The sequence below is a fragment of the Kocuria sp. GQ42 genome, assembly GCF_059758435.1.
Genome location: NZ_JCAXEN010000003.1, coordinates 93,594 through 117,494 on the forward strand (window position 1 = coordinate 93,594; position 23,901 = coordinate 117,494).

At 73.1% G+C, this 23,901-nt stretch carries 22 protein-coding genes and 1 pseudogene; 12 read left to right on the plus strand and 11 right to left on the minus strand.

What is annotated here, in order from left to right:
- The first annotated feature begins 2 nt into the window (after positions 1-2).
- The 3 genes from AC6CH6_RS08300 to AC6CH6_RS08310 all read left to right on the plus strand — a co-directional run bounded on the left by AC6CH6_RS08300 (position 3) and on the right by AC6CH6_RS08310 (position 2,213).
- The gene (locus AC6CH6_RS08300; RefSeq protein WP_498254782.1) at positions 3-863 is read left to right on the plus strand and encodes a phosphotransferase family protein; all 861 of its coding nucleotides are present in this window, start codon (positions 3-5) and stop codon (positions 861-863) included.
- A 104-nt stretch (positions 864-967) separates the two neighbouring features.
- A complete protein-coding gene (locus AC6CH6_RS08305) occupies positions 968-1,546 on the plus strand; it encodes a dihydrofolate reductase family protein (protein WP_498254783.1) in 579 nt (192 codons plus the stop codon).
- A gap of 76 nt (positions 1,547-1,622) precedes the next feature.
- Complete coding sequence (locus tag AC6CH6_RS08310) at positions 1,623-2,213, plus strand: GNAT family N-acetyltransferase (protein ID WP_498254784.1); 591 nt, start codon at positions 1,623-1,625, stop codon at positions 2,211-2,213.
- Positions 2,214-2,229: 16 nt separating this feature from the next.
- Here AC6CH6_RS08310 and AC6CH6_RS08315 read toward each other — a convergent pair whose 3' ends face one another.
- Positions 2,230-2,601 carry a VOC family protein gene (locus tag AC6CH6_RS08315; protein WP_498254785.1) on the minus strand — a complete coding sequence of 124 codons (372 nt, stop codon included), beginning with the start codon at positions 2,599-2,601 and terminating at the stop codon, positions 2,230-2,232.
- 342 nt (positions 2,602-2,943) lie between these two features.
- Here AC6CH6_RS08315 and AC6CH6_RS08320 point away from each other — a divergent pair, with 342 nt between their 5' ends.
- The 4 genes from AC6CH6_RS08320 to AC6CH6_RS08335 all read left to right on the plus strand — a co-directional run bounded on the left by AC6CH6_RS08320 (position 2,944) and on the right by AC6CH6_RS08335 (position 6,888).
- Entirely contained in the window at positions 2,944-3,780 is an 837-nt protein-coding gene (locus AC6CH6_RS08320) for a hypothetical protein (protein WP_498254786.1), read from the plus strand.
- Between the two features lie 291 nt (positions 3,781-4,071).
- Positions 4,072-4,236, plus strand: coding sequence for a hypothetical protein (locus AC6CH6_RS08325; RefSeq protein WP_017834952.1), 165 nt, complete (start codon positions 4,072-4,074; stop codon positions 4,234-4,236).
- Positions 4,237-4,439: 203 nt separating this feature from the next.
- Positions 4,440-5,777 (plus strand): SLC5/6 family protein, encoded by a 1,338-nt coding sequence (locus AC6CH6_RS08330; protein ID WP_498254787.1) that lies wholly within the window; start codon positions 4,440-4,442, stop codon positions 5,775-5,777.
- An 85-nt stretch (positions 5,778-5,862) separates the two neighbouring features.
- Positions 5,863-6,888, plus strand: a complete 1,026-nt coding sequence (locus AC6CH6_RS08335; protein ID WP_176337061.1) for a LacI family DNA-binding transcriptional regulator — start codon at positions 5,863-5,865, stop codon at positions 6,886-6,888.
- Here the strand turns inward: AC6CH6_RS08335 and AC6CH6_RS08340 are convergent.
- The 7 genes from AC6CH6_RS08340 to AC6CH6_RS08370 form a co-directional block, all read right to left on the minus strand.
- The gene (locus AC6CH6_RS08340) at positions 6,854-8,194 is read right to left on the minus strand and encodes a glycoside hydrolase family 32 protein (protein WP_498254788.1); all 1,341 of its coding nucleotides are present in this window, start codon (positions 8,192-8,194) and stop codon (positions 6,854-6,856) included. The genes AC6CH6_RS08335 and AC6CH6_RS08340 overlap by 35 nt on opposite strands.
- Entirely contained in the window at positions 8,191-9,078 is an 888-nt protein-coding gene (locus AC6CH6_RS08345; RefSeq protein ID WP_017834956.1) for a carbohydrate ABC transporter permease, read from the minus strand. Before AC6CH6_RS08345 ends, AC6CH6_RS08340 begins: the two co-directional genes overlap by 4 nt.
- Positions 9,079-9,106: 28 nt before the next feature.
- Positions 9,107-10,057 carry a carbohydrate ABC transporter permease gene (locus AC6CH6_RS08350; protein WP_498254789.1) on the minus strand — a complete coding sequence of 317 codons (951 nt, stop codon included), beginning with the start codon at positions 10,055-10,057 and terminating at the stop codon, positions 9,107-9,109.
- Positions 10,054-11,460, minus strand: a complete 1,407-nt coding sequence (locus tag AC6CH6_RS08355; protein WP_498254790.1) for an extracellular solute-binding protein — start codon at positions 11,458-11,460, stop codon at positions 10,054-10,056. Before AC6CH6_RS08355 ends, AC6CH6_RS08350 begins: the two co-directional genes overlap by 4 nt.
- A 145-nt stretch (positions 11,461-11,605) precedes the next feature.
- Positions 11,606-12,223: a maleylpyruvate isomerase family mycothiol-dependent enzyme gene (locus AC6CH6_RS08360; RefSeq protein ID WP_498254791.1), complete on the minus strand. Its 618-nt coding sequence runs from the start codon at positions 12,221-12,223 to the stop codon at positions 11,606-11,608.
- 46 nt (positions 12,224-12,269) lie between these two features.
- The gene (locus AC6CH6_RS08365) at positions 12,270-12,458 is read right to left on the minus strand and encodes a hypothetical protein (protein ID WP_017834960.1); all 189 of its coding nucleotides are present in this window, start codon (positions 12,456-12,458) and stop codon (positions 12,270-12,272) included.
- Between the two features lie 135 nt (positions 12,459-12,593).
- Positions 12,594-13,289: a dienelactone hydrolase family protein gene (locus tag AC6CH6_RS08370; RefSeq protein WP_115163325.1), complete on the minus strand. Its 696-nt coding sequence runs from the start codon at positions 13,287-13,289 to the stop codon at positions 12,594-12,596.
- Positions 13,290-13,453: 164 nt separating this feature from the next.
- Between AC6CH6_RS08370 and AC6CH6_RS08375 the strand changes: the two genes are divergently transcribed.
- Positions 13,454-14,485: a zinc metalloprotease gene (locus tag AC6CH6_RS08375; protein WP_498254792.1), complete on the plus strand. Its 1,032-nt coding sequence runs from the start codon at positions 13,454-13,456 to the stop codon at positions 14,483-14,485.
- A gap of 167 nt (positions 14,486-14,652) precedes the next feature.
- Positions 14,653-16,914, plus strand: a complete 2,262-nt coding sequence (locus AC6CH6_RS08380) for an esterase-like activity of phytase family protein (protein WP_498254793.1) — start codon at positions 14,653-14,655, stop codon at positions 16,912-16,914.
- An 85-nt stretch (positions 16,915-16,999) separates the two neighbouring features.
- Here AC6CH6_RS08380 and AC6CH6_RS08385 read toward each other — a convergent pair whose 3' ends face one another.
- On the minus strand, positions 17,000-17,704 hold the full coding sequence (locus AC6CH6_RS08385) for a Pr6Pr family membrane protein (RefSeq protein ID WP_176337065.1): 705 nt from the start codon (positions 17,702-17,704) through the stop codon (positions 17,000-17,002).
- A 92-nt stretch (positions 17,705-17,796) separates the two neighbouring features.
- On the opposite strand from AC6CH6_RS08385, the gene AC6CH6_RS08390 reads away from it, so the two are divergent.
- Positions 17,797-18,642 carry a GmrSD restriction endonuclease domain-containing protein gene (locus AC6CH6_RS08390; protein WP_498254794.1) on the plus strand — a complete coding sequence of 282 codons (846 nt, stop codon included), beginning with the start codon at positions 17,797-17,799 and terminating at the stop codon, positions 18,640-18,642.
- Positions 18,643-18,676: 34 nt separating this feature from the next.
- Here AC6CH6_RS08390 and AC6CH6_RS08395 read toward each other — a convergent pair whose 3' ends face one another.
- Positions 18,677-19,822, minus strand: coding sequence for an AI-2E family transporter (locus tag AC6CH6_RS08395; RefSeq protein ID WP_126349629.1), 1,146 nt, complete (start codon positions 19,820-19,822; stop codon positions 18,677-18,679).
- Between the two features lie 262 nt (positions 19,823-20,084).
- Here AC6CH6_RS08395 and AC6CH6_RS08400 point away from each other — a divergent pair, with 262 nt between their 5' ends.
- Positions 20,085-22,844 (plus strand): cation-translocating P-type ATPase, encoded by a 2,760-nt coding sequence (locus AC6CH6_RS08400; protein WP_498254795.1) that lies wholly within the window; start codon positions 20,085-20,087, stop codon positions 22,842-22,844.
- A 154-nt stretch (positions 22,845-22,998) separates the two neighbouring features.
- On the opposite strand, the gene AC6CH6_RS08405 is transcribed toward AC6CH6_RS08400, so the two are convergent.
- The gene (locus AC6CH6_RS08405) at positions 22,999-23,376 is read right to left on the minus strand and encodes a hypothetical protein (RefSeq protein ID WP_498254796.1); all 378 of its coding nucleotides are present in this window, start codon (positions 23,374-23,376) and stop codon (positions 22,999-23,001) included.
- A gap of 2 nt (positions 23,377-23,378) precedes the next feature.
- Here AC6CH6_RS08405 and AC6CH6_RS08410 point away from each other — a divergent pair.
- A pseudogene (locus tag AC6CH6_RS08410) lies at positions 23,379-23,888 on the plus strand (fumarylacetoacetate hydrolase family protein); the annotation flags it as partial.
- Positions 23,889-23,901: the final 13 nt, after the last annotated feature.

Genomic DNA, 23,901 nt, shown 5'->3' on the forward strand with positions numbered 1-23,901 from the left:
GCATGGACGAGCTGGAGCGGATCGCCGCGGCGTTCCCCGGGCTGACGTGGTCGAGGGCGCGGCGGATCACCGAGGGCTGGGACCACGTCGTCGTCGTCCTGGACGAGGCCCTCGTGTTCCGCTTCCCGCAGGAGGCGCCCTACGCGCAGGCGCTCGGCCGGGAGGTCGCGGTCCTGGACCACCTCGCCCCGCGACTGCCGGTGCGGATCCCGCGCTACGACCGCGTGGCGCCGGACGGCTCGTTCGCCGGGTACCCGCTCCTGCCCGGCCGCACGCTCCAGCCGGAGGTGCTGGCCTCCCTGGACGGAACGGCGCGCGACGCGCTCGTGGACCAGCTGGCCGGTTTCCTCTCGGCCCTGCACACCGCACCCGTCCCCGGCACGCCGCTGGAGCAGGTGCCGGCGTCCTTCCTGGCCGAGGACCAGGACGACGTCCGCAGCGCGGCCGCCGCGCACCTGCCCGCCGCGCTGACCCCGGCCGAGCTGGACGAGGTGGAACGGATCCTGACCGAGGTCGACGCGCTCCTCGCCGCCGACCTCCCGGAGGTGGTCGTCCACAACGACGTCTACAGCCGGCACCTGCTCTGGGACGACGACGACGCCCGGCTCGGCGTGATCGACTTCAGCGACATGTGCCGCGGTGACCCGGCCGTGGACTTCGCGGAGCTGCACGAGTACGGCGAGGACTTCGTCCGCGCGGTGCACGAGCGCTACACCGGGCCGAGGGACCCCGGCCTCCTCGACCGCGCCTGGACGTACCAGCGCTGGATCGGGGTGTACATGCTCACCGACCACTTCGACGTCGGCAAGACCACGTGGGATGTCGCCCGGGAGACCTTCGACCGTGTCCGGCGCGGTCGGTGAACTGGGCCCCGGCGCCGCCCCTCGGCGGTGACCGCGCGGCACCGCGCCCGTCGTCGTCCGGTGCTCCCGTGACGTCGCCCGGCGCACCGGTCGAGAATGGGAGCATGCGACGACTGACCTACTTCATCGGCGTCTCGATCGACGGCCGGATCGCCGGTCCGCACGACGAGACCGACTTCTTCCCGCTCTCCGACGCCTACGGCGCCTGGCTGGGCGAGGAGTTCCCCGAGACCCTCCCGACCCACGTCCGCACCCACCTCGGCATCGACGACGTGCCCCACCGGCACTTCGACACCGTGGTCATGGGCCGGCGCACCTACGAACCGGCCCTGGCGATCGGTGTGGTCAGTCCGTACGCGCACCTGCGCCAGTACGTCGTGTCGACCACGCAGGAGGAGCTCACCCCGGAGGTGACGGTCGTGCGCGAGAACCCGGTCGGGCTCGTGCGCTCGCTCAAGGCCGAGGACTCGCCGTTCGACGTCTGTCTCGTCGGCGGTGCGTCGCTGGCCGCGGCGGTGCTCCCGGAGATCGACCGGGTGGTCGTCAAGCTCTACCCGGTGCTCGCCGGGGCCGGGCGGCCGGCCTTCGACGCTGGGGAGTTCTCACCCGCCCGGTTCGACCTGACGGACGTCAGCACGTTCGAGGGCGACCACGTGGTCCTGACCTGGGACCGCCGCCCGTAGGGTGGTCCGGACGGCGGGCTCTCCCTAGGGTGAGGAGCACGGCCGGCGCCACTCCGCCCAGCAACGAGGAACGACCATGACTTCCACCGCGTTCACGATCCGACCGGCGACGAGCGAGAGGTTCGACGACGTCGCCACCGTCCTGGGCCCCCGCAACCCCGACTCGGCGGTCTGCTGGTGCCTCACCTACCGGCTCCCCTCCAAGGAGAACCGCGCGCTGACCGGCCGGGAACGGGCGCAGAGGGTCCAGGAGCTGTGCGCCCGGCCGATCCCACCGGGCGTCCTCGCCTACGACGGCGGGGCGGTGGTCGGCTGGTGCGGCGTGGCCCCGCGGGCCGAGCTGCACTCCTTCGCCCACAGCAGGCGCATCCCCCACGTCGACGACCTCCCGGTCTGGGCCGTGTGGTGCTTCCGGGTGCGCGGCGGGCAACGGGGCCGGGGTGTGGCCCAGGCTCTGCTCGAGGGCGCCGTGGAGCACGCCCGCGGCCACGGCGCGCCGGCCGTCGAGGGCTACCCGGTGGACAACGGGGACAAAAAGGTCGACACCACGATGGCCTATGTCGGCACCCGCGCCATGTTCGAGCGCGCCGGCTTCACCAAGGCCGCCGACACCACCTCGGTCCTCAACGGATTCCCGCGCGTGCTCATGCGGCTGCCGCTGCACTGAGACTGGACCGCCCCCGTCAGCGCCCCGGGGGTCCGTGGAACTGCAGCCGGTGTCCGTCCGGCGCGTCGACCGTGGCGTAGGTCCCCCACGGCTCGCTGACCGGATCGGACACCGTGGCACCCCTGGAGCGCAGCTCCGCCACGGTCGCCGCGACGTCGTCGGCGGTGAAGGTCAGGTAGGCGCCCTCGCCGGGGTTCTTGCCGGAAGCGGAGGCCGCCGACAGGACGATCGACGTCTGCGCACCGCGGGGCCTGACCTCGATCCAGCGAGCGCCCCCGCCCATGTCTGCGTCCGTCACGACATCGAACCCCAGGGTGTCCCGGTAGAACGCCAGGGCCTCGTCCTGGTCGCCCACGTACAGCACCGCTGCCGCCACGTTCGTGATCATGCGTTCCTCCCGATACCGTCTGCCAGCCCTGGCCGGGTGAGGCCGAGCGACCCCGCCCCTCCATGATGACCGCACTCAGCTCACCCGTGCTCCGGGGCCGCGGGTGTGACGGCCCGGCCACGGCGGCCGGGTGACCCCCGGTGGCCGGCGGTCCGGGCGCCCGGAGCGGACCGGACGGTGACCTGGGCCTTTGACGTCACGTTGCGCGCACAGGGGACCGCGAGGTGTGAGAGTTCCCACTCGGCCTGTGCTTTCCCAGGTCAGTCCGGATAATGGGGAAGGCTGGCCCGAGCATCGTCGCGGGGATCAGCACCCCCTTCCCCGCAACCGAAGCAGGACAGCATGACTCTGGAAAGACCACGCACCGAGGCCCCCGCGGCCGAGGACCATCCGCAGACACCGGCCGAGGAGCAGCCCGAGAAGAAGAGCCCGGCCCTGAACATCCCGGGCCTGCTCGCCGGCGCCGCCACCGCCGCGACCATGTCCGTGATCGGCGGCCACCTCAGCGTCGTCGGCACCGTCCTCGGCGCCGCACTGACCAGCATCGTCTCCGGCATCGCCATCGTGCTCTACTCGGCCTCGCTCGAGAAGAGCCGCCGGGGCCTGAAGAAGGTGAAGACCACCGTGGCCCAGCACGTGCTCGCCCGCCCCGGCCTGGACGCCTCCGAGTCGGACGGCAGCACCGCCGTGGCCGCCGGCAGCCGCTGGAGCGCCCTGCGCCCGCGCCTGAAGCCCATCCTGGTCACCACCGGCGCCGTCCTCGGCCTCGCGGTCGCGGCGATCTTCGGCATCCAGGCGCTCACCGGCACCGAGCTCTCCGGGGGCACGGGCACGATCCAGCGCACCGTGACCGGCAGCGAGTCGGTGTCCGTGCGCAGCGACGTCACCCCCGCCCCGGCCGAGGACCCGGCCGTCGGCACCGGCGAGGTGGCCCCCGCCGAGGGGACCGTCCCCGACGCGGAGGTCACCGTGGCACCGGGTGGAGTCGTTCCGGGCGAGATCGCCCCCACGGACGGAGCGGTGACCGAGGACGACACCACGACCGGCGGCACCCTCCCGGACACGAGCGGCCAGGAGTCGGAGAGCGGGCAGACCGACACCGTCCAGCCGGGCGCCGGCGCGGCCGCCGGGCAGGCCGTGCCGGGCGCCGACGCCGGGGCGGTGCCCGCGGCGCCGTAGGCGGCAGCACACCGGAGGGACCCGGGGCGGGGACGTGGACACCACGTCCCCGCCCCTTCCCGTGCCGGCTCCTTCGCTTGGGCGCCGGCCGCGCCATCTTTCGTCATGTTCGCCTGTTGCCCCTGACCAGGCGCGATGTTGGCGCGGTCCCCACGAGGTCTGGACTTAAGTCGACTGACATATGTCCCGAAAGGCACCTAACTTGGCCTCATCCCGGCTGCGGTCGCAGGCGGGAGGCGATCGACGAAGGGGATGACAGTGGCAGGGGTTCGAGAGGTTCGCGGAAATCAGGTGGCGCAGTGGCTGACGGTCGCGGCCGTCATGCTGTTCGTCGCCAACGGCGCCGTCCTGGCCCTGGGGTCCCAGGCCTACGGGTGGGCCACGCTGCTGTTCGCGGCGGCCGCGTACTTCGCGGTGTCCACCGGGATCGTGGGACGCCCCCTGCGGCAGCACTGACCCGCCGGCTCTGAGGTGCCGGTCCTGACCCACCGGCGCGGCGGCGGCCCGGCACGCCGGCCGCGCCGGGCCGTCGTCCCGGTGGCGGTTCCGGGGCGCGGGTGCCGCTGCCCGGCAGTGACGCCGCCGGAGGCCCGGAGGGACGAGGTCCGGCTGGTATCGTCCCTGAGGTCCACCCCCATGTGCACCCAGCGAGGACCACCATGTCGCGCTCCCCTGCCCCGCGGACGATCTCCGCCGACGCAGAACCTGTTCCCTCCCCGACGACCACGAACCCCGCCCCGGACCGCTCGGCCACGGCACCAGGTGCCCGGAGCCGGCCCTCCGCGGTCGACACCGGCTGGATGCTCGGCCTGTTCGGCACCGCCATCGGCGCGGGCATCCTCTTCCTCCCGATCAACGCGGGGGCCGGCGGCCTGTGGCCGCTGCTCGTGGTGACCGTCCTCATCGGACCGATGACCTACCTGTCCCACCGGGCCCTCGCACGCTTCGTCTGCGCCTCGCCGCGGAAGGGCGAGGACATCACGGTCGTGGCCCGCGACTACTTCGGGGACGGCGCCGGGCGGGTGATCACCGTCCTGTACTTCCTCGCGATCTACCCCATCGTCCTGATCTACGGGGTGGGCATCACCAACACGGTCGAGAGCCTGCTGGTCAACCAGCTGGGCCTGCCGCAGGTGCCCCGCGTGCTGCTCTCCGGGGTGCTGATCGCCCTGATGATGCTGGTCATGGTCGCCGGCCAGCGCCTCATGCTAGCGGTGACCCGGTGGCTGGTCTACCCGCTGATCCTCGCCCTGCTGGGGGTGACGGTGTACCTCGTCCCCACCTGGCAGGTGGGCGACCTCGCCGTGGTGCCGTCCGCCGGCGAGCTCACGCTGTCGGTGTGGCTGATCATCCCGGTGCTGGTGTTCGCGTTCAACCACTCCCCCGCGATCTCGCAGTTCTCCCTGGCGATGCAGCGCGAGCACGGGCCGGGCGCGCCCGCGGCGGCGTCCCGCGTGCTGCGCCGCACCACGGTCCTGCTGGTGCTGTTCACCATGGGCTTCGTCTGGTCCTGCGTCCTGTCCCTGGGCACCACCGGGCTGCAGGAGGCCCGGGAGGCCAACCTCCCGGTGCTCTCCCACCTGGCCAACGTGCAGGACAACCCCTGGATCGGCTACCTCGGCCCCGCCGTGGCGATCGTGGCGATCGTCTCCTCGTTCTTCGGCCACTACCTGGGCGCCAGCGAGGGCGCGGCCGGCATCGTGCGCAGCATGCTCCCCGCCCGGATCCGGCAGCCGCAGGACCGGACGCTGCGCCGGGGGATCGCGGTCTTCATCTTCCTCACCACGTGGGCGGCCGCGGTGCTCAACCCGAGCATCCTGTCCCTCATCGAGTCCCTGGCCGGACCCGTCATCGCCGTGATCCTGTACCTCATGCCGATGTACGCCGTGCGCCGGATCCCGGCGCTGGCGCCCTACCGGGGGCAGCTCTCCAATGTGTTCGTGACCGTCGCCGGGCTCGTGGCCATCAGCGGCATCCTCTTCACCCTCGTCCGCTGAGTCCCCGGCCCCGGACGGGACCTCCCCGATAGACTGGGGACCGCACACCGACCCGGTTCGAGACCGGTGCTACCGCCGGAGGAACATGGCCCGCAACCCCACTGCCGCCGATGTCGCGCGCGAGGCCGGGGTCTCCCGGAGCGCGGTCTCGATGGTCCTCAACAACAACGCCGACGGCAACGTCTCGCCCACCGCCCAGCAGCGGATCCGGGAGGCCGTGCAGCGGCTGGGCTACGTGCCGAACGCGGTGGCGGTCGCCCTGCAGAGCCAGCGCACCAACACCATCGGCGTGATCACCGACGAGATCGTGACCAGTCCCTTCGCCGGCCGGATCATCAGCGGCGCCGGTTCCGTCGCCCGCCCGGCGGGCTACGTGCTGACCGTGGCCGACACGGAGGGGGTGCCGGGGCGCGACCTCGAGCTCGCCGAGGCCCTGATCCACCGGCACGTCGACGGGCTGGTCTACGCCACGGGCGGCCTCGTGGAGCTGGACCCCCCCGAGCCGCTGCTGCACCGCCCCGCGGTGCTCGCCAACTGCTACGACCCGCAGGAACGGCTCGCCGCGGTGATCCCGGACGAGGTGACCGGGATGCGCCGCGCCACGGAGCACGTGCTGGGTCTGGGGCACCGCCGGATCGCCCTGCTGACCGGCACGTCCGACTCGCCGGCCACGCCGCTGCGCCGGCAGGGCTTCGAGGCGGCCTGCGAGGAGTTCGGCCGCGAGGGCCTGCGGCTCACGGTCGAGCCGACCGGCTGGGAGATCCAGGACGGCTACCGGGCGGCGCAGCGGCTGCTCGCCCTGCCCGAGCCGCCGACGGCGGTCCTCGCGTCCAACGACCGCACCGCCACGGGCGTGCTGCTCTGCGCGGCGGCGTCCGGCCTGCGGGTCCCGGAGGACCTCTCCCTCGTGGGGGTCGACGACCAGCAGAGCGTGGCCGACCAGCTCGTCCCCGCGCTGACGACCGTCGCCCTGCCGCACCTGCGGATCGGGGCGCGCGCCGTGGAGCTGCTCCTGGAGCAGCTCCACGGCCTCGAGGTCCCGCCCGCGGTGGAGCGCATCGACTGCCCCCTGATCGTCAGGGCGTCGACGGGCCCAGCGCCCACCCGGTGACCGCGCCCGGCTCGACCGCCGCGCACCAGGTCTCGCCGTCCTGCGGATAGGCCCGGAGGGTGTGGGAGGGCCCGTCCTGCGCGTAGACCTCCACCAGGGATCCGTCGACCACGACCGTCGCCGCGCGCCCCGACCAGATCTCGCGCTCGCCGGCGGGACCGCGCAGCAGCAGGCGCACGGCGGCGTCCGGGCCCGTGGCGCGGAGCTCGGCGGCGTCCGGCAGCTCGACCGTCCCGTCCGCGGACGTCAGCTCGAGGGGCTCGCGCCGGTGCCCCGCGCACTCGGCGGCGGGTGCCGGGACGAGGACGTCGCCGTCCAGGCGGAGCTCGCGCGGCCAGGTGAGCAGACCGGCCCACCCCTCCTCGTCGCTGACCTCCTCCGGCCGCGTCTCCCACGACCAGCCCCACAGCAGGGTGCGGTCCCCCAGCGCCAGCACCTGGGGCGCGTAGAAGGCCGGCCCCGTGTCCACGGCGCCACAGGCCTCGGGGGAGAAGCGGGGGACGGCTCCCCGGGCCCGGCCCCCGTCGTCGTCGGGGTCCTCGTCCATGCGCCCGACGACGTAGCGCACGTCCTGCAGCCGGCCCGATCCGTCCTCCTGGCGCATCCACCGGGAGACGATCAGCACCCAGCGGGACACCTCGCCCTCGACCACCTCGAAGAGCTGGGGGCACTCCCAGATCGAGGCCCCGAGGTCAGCGCTGAGCACGGGGTCGTCGGAGGTCAGCCACACGCCCAGGTAGGACCAGTGCTCCAGGTCGGCGGCGTCGTAGAGCAGGATCGCCGCCCGACCGTCGGCCAGCCCCGCGCCCTGCAGGGCGTACCGCTGCCCCGCCCAGCGGAAGAGGAACGGGTCGCGCACCGCGACGACGTCGGGGTCCTCGGGCATCTCCGCCGCCGTGACGCCCTCCTGCCGCCAGGACCGCAGGTCCTCCGAGCCGGTGGCCAGCGTCACGCGAGACCGGTCGTCGCCGGCCTCGACACCGCTGTAGACCGCCACCGGGCGCCCCTCGTCGACGGTGAGCACCCCGGACCAGCAGCCGAACGCGTCGGGGCCGTGCTGCTGCGGGCGCAGGGCCACCGGCTCCTCCTGCCACGTCACCAGGTCCGGTGAGGACAGGTGCCCCCACTGGATGGCGTCGTGGCGCGCGGAGCCGGGGTTGTACTGGAAGAACACGTGCCAGGTGCCGTCGACCCGGCACAGCCCGTTGGGGTCGTTGAGCCAGCCCCGGGCCGGCCGGGGGTGGGTGCGGGGGAAGGCCCGGCCGGTGGGCAGGACGGCGGAGGCGGTGCTGGGAGAGAGGGTCATTTGCTGCTTCCTGCGGTGAGGCCCTCGCGCAGATAGCGCTGCCCGAAGACGAAGACGATGAGTGCGGGGATCATGGAGATCACGACGCCGGCCAGGACCACGGAGATGGAGCCCGTACCCAGGTTCCCCTGCAGGGACACGAGGCCCAGGGGGAGGGTGAAGTTCTGCTCCGAGATGGTCAGGATGAGTGGCCGGAAGAACTCGTTCCAGTGGTAGTTGAACGCCAGGATGCCCACGATGGCCATGCCCGGCAGGGACAGCGGCGCGTAGATGGAGAAGAAGGTCCGCCAGGGGCTCGCGCCGTCCAGGGCGGCGGCCTCCGCGAAGTCGTTCGGCAGCCCCATGAAGTACTGGCGCATCAGGAACGTGCCGAACGCGGTGGGGATGGCCGGGATGATCAGCGCCAGGAGGGTGTCGGCCAGGCCCATGCCGCGGACCAGCATGAACACGGGCACGATCGTCACCTGGACCGGGACCATCATGGTGGCCAGGACCACGCCGAACATCAGCCCGGAGCCCCGGAAGCGCATGCGGGCGAAGACGTACCCGGCCATGGCCGCCGTCAGCATCTGCCCGGCGGCGATGAGGGCGGTGACCAGCGCGCTGTTGAGGACGAGCCGCACCAGGTCGATCTGCCGGGCGACCTCGGCGTAGGCCGTGGTGTCCGGGTCGGTCGGGAAGAACTTCGGCGGGAGGTCGAAGGCCTCGCTGGGGCTGCGCAGCGACGTCGACAGGGTCCACATGACGGGTCCCAGGACCGCGACGGCGGCGACCAGCAGGAAGAGGAAGCCGGCGACGCGTCCCGGGGTGGGCAGCCCCCGGCGCCGACGACGGCGGGGCGCGGAGCCGGCCGTCCGGGACGGGGTGTGAGCGGGTGCAGACATGAGGTGGTCCTTCGTCGGTCGGGAGAGCTCACTGGTAGTGGACGTAGCGCCGGGAGAGGCGGAACTGCGCCAGGGTGACGAGCATGATGAGCACCATCAGCACGAGCCCGATGGCGGACGCCTTGCCGAACTCCAGCTGCTGGAACGCCGTCTGGTAGACGACCATCACGGCGGAGCGGGTCGAGTCCCCGGGGCCGCCGCGGGTGAGCACGTAGGGCTGGTCGAAGACCTGCAGCGCCGTGATGATCGCCGTCACGGACGCGACCAGGAGGGTCGGGCTGACCAGGGGCAGGGTCACGTTGCGGAACTTGGACCAGCCCTTGGCGCCGTCGAGGTCGGCCGCCTCGTAGAGCTCCTTGGGGATGGACGCGATCCCGCCGAGCAGGATCAGGAACGTGAAGCCGAAGTTCTGCCACACGTAGACGAGCACCACCACGAGCGAGGCCCCGGTCGTGGTGGTCAGCCAGGGCACCGCGGGCAGGCCGACATTGGTGAGGAGCCAGTTCACGACGCCGAACTGCTCGTTGAACATGTAGCGCATGAAGATCGAGACGCTGGCCGCGGAGAGGATCAGCGGGAAGAAGAACGTGGAGCGGAAGAACAGCCGCAACCAGGCCGGCATCCTCCCCTGCACCAGCACCGCCAGGGTCATCGCGAGGGACAGCTGCAGGGCCACCGCGACCACCACGAACACGATCGTGTTCAGGAAGGAGACCCGCACGGTCCGGTCCGTGACGAGCTCGGTGAAGTTGCGCAGCCCCACGAACTCGGGCGCGGAGATGATGTCCCACTGGAAGAAGGCCAGCACCACGGAGGCCAGGATGGGCAGCACCGTGAAGACGCCCATCCCGATGACGGTCGGGGCCAGGAAGACGACGGTCATCCACTTCTCGGCCCGGGAGCGGGTCCGCCGCGGCGACGGCACCGGTGCGGAGACCGTGGTGCAGGCGACGTCCGGTGCCGGTGCGATGGTGGTCATGAGTCCTCCCCGAGGATGAGAGCGAGTTCGGTGTCGAGCCGGTCGAGGGCCGAGGTCATCTGGCCGGCGCCGCCGCCCATGGCGACCGCCACGTTCTTCATGAGCGCGGACTCGACGGCGGCCTGCTGCGGCGGGGCGGGAATGGGACCGGTGCTGGGGAAGCGGTCCAGCGTGTCGTAGAAGACCTGCCAGTGCTCCGGGCCGGCCCCGCGGTAGAAGTCGGCCGTGACCATGGAGCGCCGGCTCGGCGTGGTGTTCGGGTCGGGGGTGGCCAGCTGCATCGACTCCTTGCGGGCCGTGAACTTGATCCACTCCCACGCCTGATCCTTGCGCTCCGAGGTCTTCATCAGCGCGTAGCCGGCGCCGCCGAACTGGTGCCGCTGCGTGCGCCAGCGCGGGAAGAACTGCACGTCGAAGGCCTCCGGCCCCATCCCGGCCTCGTTCAGCCCCTGCGCCCAGTACCCGCCGGCCGGGGTGGCGCCCACACGGTTGGAGGCGAACAGGCCGATCAGGGCGTTGCCGCCGCCCTCCTCGGGGCGCACGCCGAGGCCCTCCTGCACGAGCTCCCGCAGGTAGTCGAACGTCTCCGTGACCCGCTCGTCCCGGACGTTGGAGCCCGTCCACAGGTAGCCGCCGCTGCGGTCGGCGCCCGCCGGGTGGTCCCCGTAGAAGCCGTTCCACAGCCATCCGCCGCCCGGCGCCTTCTCCTCGGTGAGGAAGCTGGTGCCGTTGGCGTAGAGCCAGGGGACCACGCCGCCGAACAGGCGGTTCGTCCAGTAGTAGGGGCGGAAGGAGCCCTCGTTGGAGCGCTGCATGGCGCGCATGAGCCCCGTGAAGTCGTCCTTGGTCCAGTCGTCGGCGGGCCGCTCCGCTCCGGCCCGGCGCAGCGCCGCCGTGTTGAGGTACATGTTGGCCGCGTTGAACTCCAGCGGCAGCTGGTACAGGTTCCCCTTGTACATGAAGGCCTCGACGAGGCTGGGGTGCACGTCGCGGAAGTACTCGCCCATCGTGGCGGCGTCCCGCTGGACGAAGCTGTCGAGGGGCACCGCGAGCCGGTCGGCGAACAGCTGGGTGCCCTCCGTGGCCACGTACACCAGGTCCGGCGCCTGGCCGGCCGCGACCATGGTGAGGATCTTGGAGAAGAAGTCTCCCCAGTCCGCGCTCTGGACGGCCTGGATCCGCACCGGGATGTCCGGGTGCTCGGCCCGGAACTCGTCCACCAGCTGCTGGCGCTTCGCGGCGTCCTGGGACGTGCCCTGGATCGCCACCGTCAGGACGTCCTCCCCGCGACCGGGGATGTCGGAGGCGGTCAGGCGCGGCCACGCCCCGACGGTGGCCCCGGCCAGGGCGACGCCCCCGACCCCCAGTAGCGCGCGACGGGTCATGCTGCTCGCTGCAGTCATCCGCGTGTCCTCACTCTGCTGAACTAACACGTGTCAGGTTCCTGACACGTGTTAGGAGAGTAGGGACATCCGGGGCGAGGTGTCAAGGATCACAGTGCGGGGTCGTCACAAGACCGCATCGGGAGCCGTGAGCGACGGCGAGCGCTCAGCGCGCGAGGGCCGCCGCTCCGGGGCCGGTGAGCTCCTCCGGGCCGACCGGGCGCCCGGACACCGCCAGCAGCAGCGCGAGGACGCCGCCGCGCACCTCCGGGCCGGTTCCGGTGTCGAGGTCGGCGTCGGTGGCCACGAGCCGCAGGCCCGCCGCTCGCTCCTTCCCGCCGCCGAGCTTCGTGCTGGTCCGCAGCTGGTGGCGCAGGGCCTCGGCGACCGGCCCGGCCGGACGGTCCCGGGTGAGCGAGAGCGGGCGCCGGATGTCCTCCCCGTGCACGAACGCCTCCACCAGCCGGGTGGCCGGCGCCGCCGGCGCGCTCGTGGTGCGGGCGCTCACCGCACGGAACGCGGCCAGGGTGTCCCGCGGGTCCGCTCGGCGCTCCCGCGCGACGCCGCGGGCGTTGCAGCGGTCGAAGTCGAAGCGGGCGGCCGCGAGGCGGCGGAGGAAGCCCAGGCGCGTGGTCCGCGCGTCGTCGACGAGGTGGGCCAGGACGTCGTGGACGTCCCAGCCCGGGCACAGCGAGGGGGTCGCCCACTGCTGCGCCGGGAGGTCCTCCAGGTCCCGGATCAGCGCCCGGCGCTCGGCGTGGACCACGGGCCAGATCTCGGTCATGGGGACTCCTCGGTGCTCGGGCGCCCGGCGTGCTCGGGGCGGTGGGTCAGGGGCGCACCCGCACCCGGGCCAGTTCCCGGGTCAGGCGCAGGTCCCAGCCGGTGCCGAGGACGACGACGAGCAGTGCCGCGGTGAGGGGCTCCGGCTGCTGCAGCACCACCGCCAGGGCGACCAGTGCCGCGGTGAGCACGGCGGTCGCGGTGCGCGTCATGGTCCGGGTGGTCGTCTGCGTCATCGGTTCTCCCTGGGTGGTCTCGGGCGTGCTCCGGGGCCGAGCCTGGCACGGCAGGCTGTGCCGGAGCTGTCACCGCGACCGGCGGCGCCTGGGCGTCCGTCCGGGCCCCGGCGGCGGGACCGCCGTCGTCCCCGGCTAGCGGACGTGCTCCCGCAGGAAGGCGACCGCGCGCTCCCAGGCCGCGGCCGCGGCGTCGGGGCGGTGGTTCGCCCGGTTCCGGTCGTTGTGGAAGGCGTGCGGGGCGTCGTAGTAGTGGAACTCGACCACGGGTGCGGAGGACTCGCGGCGGAGCTGCTCCTCGAGCGCCTGCGCCTTCTCGACCGGGTAGGACGAGTCCTCCCGGCCGTAGTGGCCCTGCACCGCGGCGCGCACCCCGTGGCAGGCGTCGGGCACGCCCTGGCCGACGCCGTAGAACGGCACCGCGGCGCCGATCCGCTCGCCCTGGTCGGCGGCGAGGGCCAGGACGAACCCGCCGCCCATGCAGAAGCCGATCGCCCCCGCCGTGGAGCTGGTGACCGCCTCGTGGCCGAGCAGGAAGTCGACGGAGCCGGCGAGCAGCCGCACGCCCTCCTCCTCGGGCAGCCGGGACATCATCTCGGCGGCCTCCTCGCCGTCGTGGGTGATGGACCCGCCGTAGAGGTCGGGGGCCAGGGCCACGAAGCCCTCGGCGGCGAGCCGGTCCGCCACGTCCCGGATGTGGTCGGTGAGCCCCCACCACTCCTGGATCACGAGCACGCCGGGACCGCGGCCGGCGGCCGGCAGCGCCAGGTAGCCGTGGGCCCGGCCCCCGGCCGAGGGGAAGGTGACGTTCTGGTGCGGGGTGGTCTCCACTGCGGTGCTCCTTCGGATCGGGGCTGCGTCGGGCCAGTGTAGGCAGGAGTGTGGACAGGCGATTCCCCATCACAGGGCAGGTGCGGGATCCTCCGAGGCATTTGCTTTCGTACACTTCAGTGTGGGCCGGGTGACGGCCCGATCCAGCACAGAAGCCAGGAACCATGCACCAGCCCGGTGGCACCACGCCGCAGCGGGGAGCGTCGCCCCGGACCCGCGACGAGCACGCCGCCGCCGCGCGCCTCCCGCGGTCCCCGAGCGGGCGGACGCCGCAGTGGGTGCTCGAGGAGACGCTGGAGCAGCAGCGCGAGGCCCTGCTGGGCCCGGGCGCGCGCCGGCGCCGGGACCGGCGCGCCGCCCGGGCGGCCAGGGGATCCGCCCGCCGCTGGGCGAGGGCGCCGCGCAGGCGCAGCACGGCGTGGCGGGCGACCCCGGCCGTGGGCGTCGTGGTGCTGCTGATGCTCTGGTTCACGCCCGGGCTCCTCCAGGACTACGCGCTGCCGGTCATCCGCCCCTACCTGCCGAACGCGTCGGCGCCCCCGCCCGGGGTCGGGGCAGCACCGGCGCCGCTGGGGGCGCCCCCGGTGGTCGAGGACGTCGGGGGCCACCGCTTCATGGACTCCCCGGACCCCGCCCAGCCGATGGTCGCCTACGACCCGTGCCGTCCGGTGCACTACGTCGTGCGCCCGGACGGCGCCCCGCCGGGCGGCCGGCAGCTCGTCGAGGAGGCGGTCGCCGAGATCTCCGCGGCCACCGGTCTGCGGTTCGTCCCCGCGGGGACGACGACGGAGGCGCCCGCCGAGCAGCGCGCGCCCTATCAGCCGGACCGGTACGGCCGGCAGTGGGCGCCCGTGCTCATCGCGTGGTCCGACGAGACCGAGGTGCCGGGGCTGGCCGGCAACGTGGTGGGCCTCGGCGGCAGCACGGCCCGGCAGGCGCCCGGGGGGCCGTTCGCCTACGTCACCGGTCAGGTCGCCCTCGACGCCCCCGGTCTGGCGCCGGTGCTGGAGCACCCGGACGGAGCGGCCCACGTCCGCGCGACCGTCATCCACGAGCTGGCGCACGTGGTGGGGCTCGCCCACGTCGACGACCCCACCCAGATGATGCACCCGGCGGGCGGGGCCACGGTGCTCTCGGCCGGGGACCGGGCCGGCCTGGCGAAGCTGGGCGCCGGGCCGTGCGTGCCGCGGCTCTGACCCGGACCGCGCCGGCGTGCCGCCCGCCGTGCCCGGATCCGGAGCGGAGCCGCAGGTCGGAGCGCGGTGGGCGGACGCCCGGTGGGTGAACGAGCGGCGCGGCGTCGTTCGCCGACATGTTCCCCGGATGCCACCGGCCGGCCACGCCCCGGTCCTACGCTCGGCGCATGCGCAGAGTCCCAGCAGCAGCCGCCGCACTGGCCGCGGCCGTCCTCCTCACCTCCACGCCGGGGGCGCTCGCCCACAGCGGCGATCCGGGCCGCGGGCCCGCCGGCGCGCCCGTGCTCGAGCAGCGCGCCACCCTCTCCGCCGACCACCTCGCCGAGGGCCCGCCCTCCGGGGCGGCGGCCACGCCGGCGAACGGCCGCACCGGCCCCTTCGACGGTCAGGTGATCCCCGGCTTCTCCGCCATGGTCGACAACGGCGACGGCACGTTCTGGGCCATGCCGGACAACGGGTTCGGCAACCAGGAGAACTCCGCCGACTTCCTGCTGCGGCTCTACCGCATCGCCCCGCAGTGGGAGACCGCCGAGGGCGGGAGCGGCGAGATCGAGGTCCAGGGCCACGTGTCGCTGCGGGACCCGCACCACCGCATCCCCTTCCCCGTGGTGCACGAGGACACCGAGGAGCGGCTGCTGACCGGCAACGACTTCGACGTCGAGTCCGTGGTCCGCCAGCCGGACGGCACCTTCTGGATCGGCGAGGAGTTCGGGCCCTTCCTGCTGCACGTGGACGCCGAGGGCGTGGTGCTCGAGGAGCCCGTCCCGCTGGCCGACGTCCGCGACGGCGGGACGGGCACGCTCGAGTCGCCGCAGAGCCCCTACCTCGAGGACGGGGAGCAGCCCGCCGTCGGCGCCAGCAAGGGCTTCGAAGCCATGGCGGGCTCGAGGAACGGCCGCTACCTCTACCCGATCCTGGAGGGCGCCCTCGCCGACGACGACGATCCGCGCCGCCGGCTGGTCCTGGAGTTCGACACGAGGACGCGGGAGTACACCGGCCGCACGTGGGACTACGAGACGGACACCGACGCCAACCTCGTGGGCGACGCGTTCCTGACGGGTCAGAACCGGCTCCTGGTCCTCGAGCGCGACGACCTCGACGGTCCCGCGGCGGTCACCAAGCGCGTCTACGCCGTCGACCTCCGCCGCACGGAGGACTCGGGCCACCTCGAGAAGGAGCTGGTGGCCGACCTGCTCGCCATCGACAACCCGGCCGGCATCGGCACCGGGACCTCCCCCGGCGCCTACGGCGTGGGCGAGCAGTTCTCCTTCCCCCAGCAGTCGGTCGAGGTGGTCCTGCAGCTGCGGGACGGCCGCCTGCTGGTCGGCAACGACAACAACTACCCGGGCAACGACGCCCGCGTCCCGGGAACCCCGGACGACACCGAGCTCATCGTGCTGGACCGCGAGCGCCTCGAGCCCGCGGCCGGGACGGGCCCCGAGGTGATCGGTCACCGCGGCGCCTCCGGCTACCGCCCCGAGCACACGCTGGCCTCCTACCAGCTGGCCATCACCCAGTGCGCCGACGTCATCGAACCCGACCTCGTCCCCACCAAGGACGGCGAGCTCGTGGCACGGCACGAGAACGAGATCGGCGGCACCACGGACGTCGAGGACCGCCCCGAGTTCGCCGAGCGGCGCACCACCAAGGTGGTCGACGGCGCCGAGGTCACCGGCTGGTTCACCGAGGACTTCACGCTGGCCGAGCTGCGCACCCTGCGCGCGGAGGAGCGCATCCCGGAGCTGCGCCCGGACGGCACCGCCTTCGACGGCCTGTACCCGATCCCGACGTTCGAGGAAGTCGTGGACCTCGCCCGCCGCTCGCGCACCTGCGACGGCGAGCCGGTGGGGATCGCGCCCGAGCTCAAGCACCCCACGTACTTCGACTCGATCGGCCTGTCCCTGGAGGAGAGGACGGTCGAGGTGCTCGAGGCCGACGGCTACGGCGACGAGACGGACCCGGTGGTCCTCCAGAGCTTCGAGACCGCCAACCTGCGCGAGCTCGACGGGATGACCGACGTGCGCCTCGCCCAGCTGGTCGACTGCTCGGGCGCGCCGTTCGACCTCGCCGCCGCCGGCGATCCGCGCGGCTACGCGGACCTCACGACGGCAGAGGGCCTGGCGGAGATCGCGTCCTACGCCGACATCCTCGGCGCCTGCAAGGACGTCATGATCCCGCGGGAGGCCGACGACACCCTCGGCGAGCCGACGGCCGTGATCGCCGACGCCCACGCCGCGGGTCTCGAGGTCCACGGCTGGACCTTCCGGGCGGAGAACTTCTTCCTCCCCGCCGAGCACCGCGCCGGCGCCGATCCGCGGGCGCACGGCGACCTGGCGGGGGAGATCAGGGCCTTCGTGGAGGCCGGCATGGACGGACTCTTCTCCGACCACCCGGACCTCGCGGTGGCGGCCCTCGAGGACCGGTCCTGACGACCCGTTCCGGCGCCCCGTCCTGACGACGGCGCTCCAGGGGCCGCCCGGGCCGGACCGGGCGGCCCCTGCGCGGCCCGGCCGGTCACCGGCGGCGCTCGGCCCCGTCGTCGTCGGCGGGAGCCCTGGTGCGAAGCCGGGAGAACCCGACGAGGACCGAGGCCGTCGCCGTGATCGCCAACGCGAGCACCGCGATCCAGACCGCCACGGACCCGTAGCCGCCGGCCGCCTCGTGCGGGTCCAGGAACGGATAGGGGTACCACCAGGGGTTGCCGGTGCCCTCGTCCAGCACGAACGGCGCCCGCACCAGCGTGTAGCCGGCCCACAGCACCGGATAGACCACGATCCCGCCGACCGTCCGCCACCGGATCCGGCTCCGCCCCGGGGCGAGCAGCCAGTCCAGCAGCGCGTAGACCGGGACGATCGTGTGCAGCACCTCGTTGGCCCACGGCTGCTCCAGGGCCGCCTCCTGCGGCAGAGCGCGCAGCAGCGCGTTGTAGACCACCCCGGTGGTGACGGTGTACGTCGTGGCCGCGGCGCGCAGGGCCCCGAACCACGGCGGGTCGGCGCCCCGCCGTGCGAGCAGCGACCACGCGCCGAACCCGAAAACCACGGCGTGGAACAGCGACGTCTGGATGGTGAAGTAGCTGAAGAAGTTGGCGACGTCGACCGCGATGGCCCGGTCCCCGCGCTCGATCCAGAACCGCAGGTACGCCTGCAGCCGCCCGGCCACGGCCACGACCAGGGCCAGGCCCATCAGCACGCGGGCCGCGGCGAAGCACCGTCTCATGTCTGCCTTCCTCCGGTGCCGCAATCTACCCCGAACGGCTGACCTGCGAGAATAGGGGTCCCGACACCACCGGCCGGAGCGGAGGGAACACCGTGCGCAGGTTCGAGCCACCGCAGACCCGTGCCCGGCGGACCGTGCTCGTCCCGCTCGCGGTCGCCCTGGGCGTCCTGACCGGCTGCACGCCGCAGGCCGTGGAGGCCACCTCCCCCGCCGCACGGGCGCTCGCGGCCCTGCCCGTCGAGAACGCCGGCAGCGGGGAGGACTACGACCGGCTCGCCCAGTTCGGGGACTGGGCCGATCCCGACGGCAACGGCTGCGACGCCCGCAACGACGTCCTGGCCCGGGACCTGACCGGTGACGTCCTCCACGACGACGGGTGCAGGGTCCTCTCCGGGACCCTCGAGGACCCCTACACCGGGCGGACGATCGAGTTCGTCCGCGGACCGCTGACCTCCGCCGACGTGCAGATCGACCACGTGGTGGCGCTGAAGAACGCGTGGATCTCCGGGGCCGACCGGCTCACCCGGGACGAGCGCACGGCCCTGGCCAACGACCCGCTCAACCTGCGGGCCGTGGACGGGCCGACCAACGGGGAGAAGTCCGCCTCCGACGCCGCCGGGTGGCTGCCGCCGAACGAGTCCTTCCGGTGCGAGTACGTGGCCACCCAGATCGCGGTCAAGACCCGCTACGAGCTGTTCGTGACGGCTCCCGAGCGGGACGCCATGGCGGACGTGCTGGCCGGGTGCCCGGACCAGGACGTGCCCACCGACGTCCCGCCGGCCGGGAACGCCGCCGCGGGGCCGTCACCGGCGGAGGAGGTCCACTACGCCGACTGCGCCGCGGTCCGCGCCGCGGGTGCGGCGCCCCTGCGCTCGGACCAGCCCGGCTACCGGCCGGAGCTGGACCGGGGCGGGGCTGAGGGCCTGGCCTGCGAGTGACGGCGGGAACCGAGATGCGGCGCGGCGGCGCTTTTCAAGCGCCGGTGGGTGCGGGCGGGTCCGGCGGCACAGCCCCGGGGAGCGAGGCTGGTCGGGCGGGCGCTTCCGGGGCGCGGGGGTCGGGGAACCAGATCTGGATCAGGGCCCAGCCCACCGCGGTCAGCGGCACGGCCAGCACGGCCCCGGCGATGCCGGAGAGGATCCCGCCGGCGGCCAGGGCGAGCAGCACCACCAGCGGGTGCAGGCTCAGGGCCCGGCCCAGCACCATCGGCTGGAGCACCCGGCCGTCGAGCTGGTTGATGGCCACCACCACCGCCACGACGACCAGCGCCACCACGGGGCCGTTGGCGACCAGGGCCACCAGAGCCGCGACACCCCCGATCAGGGCGGCCCCCACGATGGGGATGAAGCCGCCCAGGAAGATCAGCACCGACAGGGGCAGGGCCAGGGGCACCCCCAGCACCAGCAGGGTGGCCCCGATGACCACCGCCTCCAGCAGCGCCACCACCGCGGTGCCGCGCACATAGCCCCCCAGCACGTGCAGGGTCGTGCTGCCCGAGGTGAGGAGCTTCTCCAGGGTCTCGCCGTGGAAACGACGCAGGAAGAACGCCCAGATCCTGGACCCGTCCTGGAGGAAGAAGTAGAGGATGACGGCCACCAGCACTGTCCCGGTGACCACCTGGGTGGCCGCGGAGATGCCCAGCAGCGCCCCGGCGCCGAACTGGGGGCTGGCCATGAAGTCCACGACCGCGGTGATGGCCTCGTCCAGGGCCTGCTGGCCGACAGGCACCGGCCCGGCCACGATGAACTCCCGCAGCCGTTCCAGCCCGCCCACCGCGGAGGCCACCAGTTCGTTCCATTCGTTGCGCACCGCGAAGACCATGCCGGTGACCACCCCGCCCAGGAGCACGATCGCCGCCAGGAACACGATCCAGGTCGCCAGCGCCCCGGGCACGCCCCGCCGGTGCAAGAGGGCCACGACCGGGTGCAGCGCAGCGGCCAGGATCAGTGCGACCAGCAGCGGGATCACCAGCAGCTTGAGCTGGATCAGCCCGTAGACCACCACCGCCCCCGCGCTCAGCAGCACCAGCCCCTGCAGGGCCCGGGTGGTCGCCCTCCCCAGCGGATCCGCCCACAGGTCACGGGTGCGCGAGGCGTTGGAGTGCCGTGGACGCGTCATCGGTATCGGTCTCCCTCCGGTCATGCTGCTGACCTGGGTTCAGAATGCGCCCACCGAGCCGTGGATACCAGGACCACGGACCGTTCGAGACCCGGGTGCCCCGATGCAGCCACCGCCCCCGCACAGGTCACCGCGCCGCCCCGCCGACTCGGTGCCCGCACAGCAACGCCCTGCGCCCGCGCGCCGAGGACCGAGGACCGGCGGAGAAGGGCCGCCGGTCTCGGCGATAGCCTGGGTGCCTCGTCGAGCGAATGAGGTTTCCATGACTTCCTCCTGGTGCACCCGCAGTCCTGCCGCCGTGGCGGAAGCGCTCGAGGTGGACCCGGCCGTGGGGCTCTCGGGCGAGCAGGTCGCGGTGCGGGCGGAGCGGGAGGGCCCCAACGTCCTGGCCGGGGCGAGCCGGGCGCCGGCCTGGCGCAAGGTTCTCGCTCTGCTCTCGGATCGGATGACGATCGTGCTGGTCATCGCGGCGGTCGTCTCCGCGGTGGTCTCCCGGCAGTGGGAGACCCCGGTGGTGATCCTGGTCGTCGTGGTGTTCAACACGGTGCTCAACTATGTGCAGGAGGCCCGGGCCGAGAGCTCGCTGGCGGCGCTGCGGAAGATGTCGGTGAGCACTTCCAGGGTGCGCCGCGACGGGCGCGAGGCCCAGGTGGACCGGGCGGAGCTGGTGCCGGGGGACATCGTGCTGCTGGAGGCCGGGGACTCGGTGCCGGCCGACGGCCGACTCCTGGAGTCCGCCCGGCTGCAGGCCGCCGAGGCGTCCCTGACCGGGGAGGCCCAGCCGGTGGACAAGGACCCGGCCCCGCTCACCGACCCGGACGCGCCCCTGGGCGACCGGTCCAACATGGTCTTCATGAACACGGCGATCACCCGCGGTCGCGGCGTCATGGTGGTCACCGCCACCGGCATGGACACGCAGATGGGCGCGATCGCCGGCCTCCTCGGGACCGCCCAGGAAGGCCTCACTCCGCTGCAGCGCCGGATCGACCGCCTGGCCGGGTTGCTGACGATCATCGCGTTCGTGGTCGTCGGCATCGTCTTCGTGCTCGGGCTGGTGCGCGGACAGTCCTGGACCGAGCTGCTGCTCATCGCGGTGTCCCTGGCCGTGGCCACGATCCCCGAAGGCCTCACCGCCGTCGTGGCGTTCACCCTGGCGATGGGCGCCAACCGCCTGGCGAAGCGGGGCGCCATCATCAAGCAGCTCTCCGCGGTGGAGACCCTCGGCTCGACCACGCACATCGCCACGGACAAGACCGGCACCCTGACCCTCAACGAGATGACCGCGCGGCGGCTGCTCGTCGACGATCGCGCCTTCCGGATCACGGGTGAGGGCTACTCCACCGAGGGGCGGATCCTCAGCCCCGACGACACCACGGCCGGGAGCTATCCGGACGCCTACCTGGCGATGGCCCTGTGCAACGACGCCACCGTCCGCGACGGGACCCTGGTCGGGGACCCCACCGACGGCGCGCTGGTGGTGCTGGCCGAGAAGGGCGGCCTCGACGTCGACGGGGCACGCCAGAATCATCATCGTCTGGCCGAGGTGCCCTTCGACTCCGAGTACAAGTTCCAGGCCACCTTCCACGAGCAGAGCTTCCGGATCGGCGACGTCCAGGACGCCGACTACCGCATCTTCGCCAAGGGCGCCCCGGGGGTGCTGCTGGAGCGGGCGGGCTCCCTTCTCACCGCTGCAGGCCCCCGCCCCCTGAGCGCCCGGGACCGGGCCCGCATTCTGGCTCAGGTCGAGGACCTGGCCGGAGAAGGACTGCGCCCCCTGATGATCGCCGGGCGCCGCCTCGACGACGACGCACCCGGCACCAGTTCCCTCCCCGCCGACGGTGTCCGGATGCAGGACCTCGTCACGGACCTGACCCTCTACTGCCTCGTGGGCATCGTGGACCCTCCTCGCAAGGAAGCCGCCGAGGCCATCGCCGTGGCCCACGCCGCCGGCATCGCCGTGCACATGATCACCGGCGACCACCTGCGCACCGCCACAGCCATCGCGGCCTCCCTCCGGATCCCCGGAGAGGCCGCCTCGGGTGCGGCCCTCGACGGGATGGACGAGACCGAGCTGGCGGATCGTGCCCCCGGCTACGGGGTGCTGGCCCGGGTGGCCCCCGAGCACAAGATCCGCTTCGTCCGTGCGCTGCAGTCGCGCGGTCAGGTGGTCGCGATGACCGGTGACGGGGTCAACGACGCCCCAGCCCTGAAGCAGGCCGACATCGGGGTGGCCATGGGCATCACCGGCACCGACGTGTCCAAGGGCGCGGCCCGGATGGTCCTCTCCGACGACAACTTCGCCACCATCGTGGCCGCCGTCCGGGAAGGGCGCGGGATCTACGACAACGTCCTCAAGTTCGTGTGCTTCCAGCTCTCCACCTCCTGGGGCTTCGTGCTGCTGTTCCTGATCTGCGGAGTCCTGGGCATCGCCGGCGGCGCCCCGTTCACCGCCCTGCAGATCCTGTGGGTGAACATCATCATGGACGGACCCCCAGCCCTGGCCCTGGGGGTCGAACGCACCGAGCCCGACGTCATGCACCGCGCCCCCCGCCCCGCCCAGGAGCCGCTGCTGACCCGGCCCCGCGTGGTGCGCATCCTGCTCGCCGCCGCGGTGATGACCACCGGCACCCTGACCGTGCTGCTGCTGGCCGGCGAGTGGTTCCCCGGCATCTCGACGACCGGGATCACGAGTCTGGGGTTCACGACGTTCGTGTTCTTCCAGGTCTTCAACCTGTTCAACGTCCGCTCCGAGATCCGCTCGGTGTTCTCCGCGCAGACCTTCACCAACCGCACCATCTGGGTGGCACTGACCGCCGTCGCGGTGGTGCACGCCCCGGTGCTGCAGGGCCTGTTCGACACCACCGGCCTGGACTCCGCCCAGTGGCTCACCGCCGTGGCCGTCGGCTCGCTCGTGCTGTGGGTCGAGGAGGTGCGCAAGCTCACCGGACGGGCACACCGTCGGTTCCGCAGCCCACCGTCCTCCGGCGCGCGCCGCGCAGCAGGGCGATCCGCCGCAGTGTGACCCCGCCGAGCTGCCGGCCCGGGAGAGTGTGACCAGGACGGACGGTCGATCAGTGGTGCCCGCACCTCGACGGTGGGACCTCCGGCCCGTGGAACGGGCGGGGCCCGTGCTCCCCGGCACCGGCCCCGCCCGCGTCAGCCCTGCGCCGGACGGGTCAGTCCGCCGCCACCGCCCGCTGCGGACGCCCCACGGCGGAGGCCGCAGCGACGCCCAGGACGATCGGCGAGGCGAACTGGCCGATGTAGAGCGAACCGGTCCAGATTCCGGTGCCGCGCCCCCGCTGCTCGATCTGCAGGCCCGACACCGCCCAGGCCAGCAGGGTGGGCAGGAGCAGGCCGGTGCCGGCGCCGATGACGGCCACGTCCGTGACCCCGAGATCGGTCAGGACGTAGGGCAGCTGCACGATCAGGGCGTAGAAGACGACGCCGCCGAAGAGGGTGACCAGCGAGGGCACCGCGACCTGGCGCCAGGGCACGGGCGTGGACTCCGCCTGTCGCGTGCTCCGGACCGGCTCCCAGAGCACGAGGGCCATGGGGATCGCGATCAGACGACTGGGAGCTGGAGCTGGCGGTCGTCATCGGCCGGCGCGCGCAGGCGGTGTCCCCCGAAGAGGCGCTGGAGCACGTCTTCGGCTACACGGTGGTCAACGACATCACTACGAGGGACCTCGTCTTCCGCAAGGACATGCCGGAGATCGGGACGGACTGGTACCGCTCCAAGAACGCTCCCGGCTTCCTGCCCGCCGGTCCGGTCGTCGTGCCGGCGGAGTTCGTCGGGGACCCGCAGGATCTGCAGGTCACCCTGCGGCTCAACGGGCAGGTCATGCAGGACGAGTCGACGGCGGACATGATCTTCGACGTCGCCCGGCTGATCAGCGCGGCCTCGCGGACCATGCCGCTGCTGCCCGGCGATCTTCTGCTCACCGGCAGCCCGGCCGGCAACGGCATGCACTGGGGGCGCCTGCTGCGCGCCGGCGACGTCATGGAGGCCACCGTCACAGGGCTGGACACCCAGACGGTGCGCTGCGTCGCCGGGGCGGCGTGACCGCGGCGGTGGT

Bases quoted from the DNA above. Each gene is read 5' to 3' on its own strand.
- AC6CH6_RS08300 (WP_498254782.1), top strand. From the start codon at position 3: ATGGACGAGCTGGAGCGGATCGCCGCGGCGTTCCCCGGGCTGACGTGG.
- AC6CH6_RS08305 (WP_498254783.1), top strand. From the start codon at position 968: ATGCGACGACTGACCTACTTCATCGGCGTCTCGATCGACGGCCGGATC.
- AC6CH6_RS08310 (WP_498254784.1), top strand. From the start codon at position 1,623: ATGACTTCCACCGCGTTCACGATCCGACCGGCGACGAGCGAGAGGTTC.
- AC6CH6_RS08315 (WP_498254785.1), bottom strand. From the start codon at position 2,601: ATGATCACGAACGTGGCGGCAGCGGTGCTGTACGTGGGCGACCAGGAC.
- AC6CH6_RS08320 (WP_498254786.1), top strand. From the start codon at position 2,944: ATGACTCTGGAAAGACCACGCACCGAGGCCCCCGCGGCCGAGGACCAT.
- AC6CH6_RS08330 (WP_498254787.1), top strand. From the start codon at position 4,440: ATGTCGCGCTCCCCTGCCCCGCGGACGATCTCCGCCGACGCAGAACCT.
- AC6CH6_RS08335 (WP_176337061.1), top strand. From the start codon at position 5,863: ATGGCCCGCAACCCCACTGCCGCCGATGTCGCGCGCGAGGCCGGGGTC.
- AC6CH6_RS08340 (WP_498254788.1), bottom strand. From the start codon at position 8,194: ATGACCCTCTCTCCCAGCACCGCCTCCGCCGTCCTGCCCACCGGCCGG.
- AC6CH6_RS08345 (WP_017834956.1), bottom strand. From the start codon at position 9,078: ATGTCTGCACCCGCTCACACCCCGTCCCGGACGGCCGGCTCCGCGCCC.
- AC6CH6_RS08350 (WP_498254789.1), bottom strand. From the start codon at position 10,057: ATGACCACCATCGCACCGGCACCGGACGTCGCCTGCACCACGGTCTCC.
- AC6CH6_RS08355 (WP_498254790.1), bottom strand. From the start codon at position 11,460: ATGACTGCAGCGAGCAGCATGACCCGTCGCGCGCTACTGGGGGTCGGG.
- AC6CH6_RS08360 (WP_498254791.1), bottom strand. From the start codon at position 12,223: ATGACCGAGATCTGGCCCGTGGTCCACGCCGAGCGCCGGGCGCTGATC.
- AC6CH6_RS08365 (WP_017834960.1), bottom strand. From the start codon at position 12,458: ATGACGCAGACGACCACCCGGACCATGACGCGCACCGCGACCGCCGTG.
- AC6CH6_RS08375 (WP_498254792.1), top strand. From the start codon at position 13,454: ATGCACCAGCCCGGTGGCACCACGCCGCAGCGGGGAGCGTCGCCCCGG.
- AC6CH6_RS08380 (WP_498254793.1), top strand. From the start codon at position 14,653: ATGCGCAGAGTCCCAGCAGCAGCCGCCGCACTGGCCGCGGCCGTCCTC.
- AC6CH6_RS08385 (WP_176337065.1), bottom strand. From the start codon at position 17,704: ATGAGACGGTGCTTCGCCGCGGCCCGCGTGCTGATGGGCCTGGCCCTG.
- AC6CH6_RS08395 (WP_126349629.1), bottom strand. From the start codon at position 19,822: ATGACGCGTCCACGGCACTCCAACGCCTCGCGCACCCGTGACCTGTGG.
- AC6CH6_RS08400 (WP_498254795.1), top strand. From the start codon at position 20,085: ATGACTTCCTCCTGGTGCACCCGCAGTCCTGCCGCCGTGGCGGAAGCG.
- AC6CH6_RS08405 (WP_498254796.1), bottom strand. From the start codon at position 23,376: ATGGCCCTCGTGCTCTGGGAGCCGGTCCGGAGCACGCGACAGGCGGAG.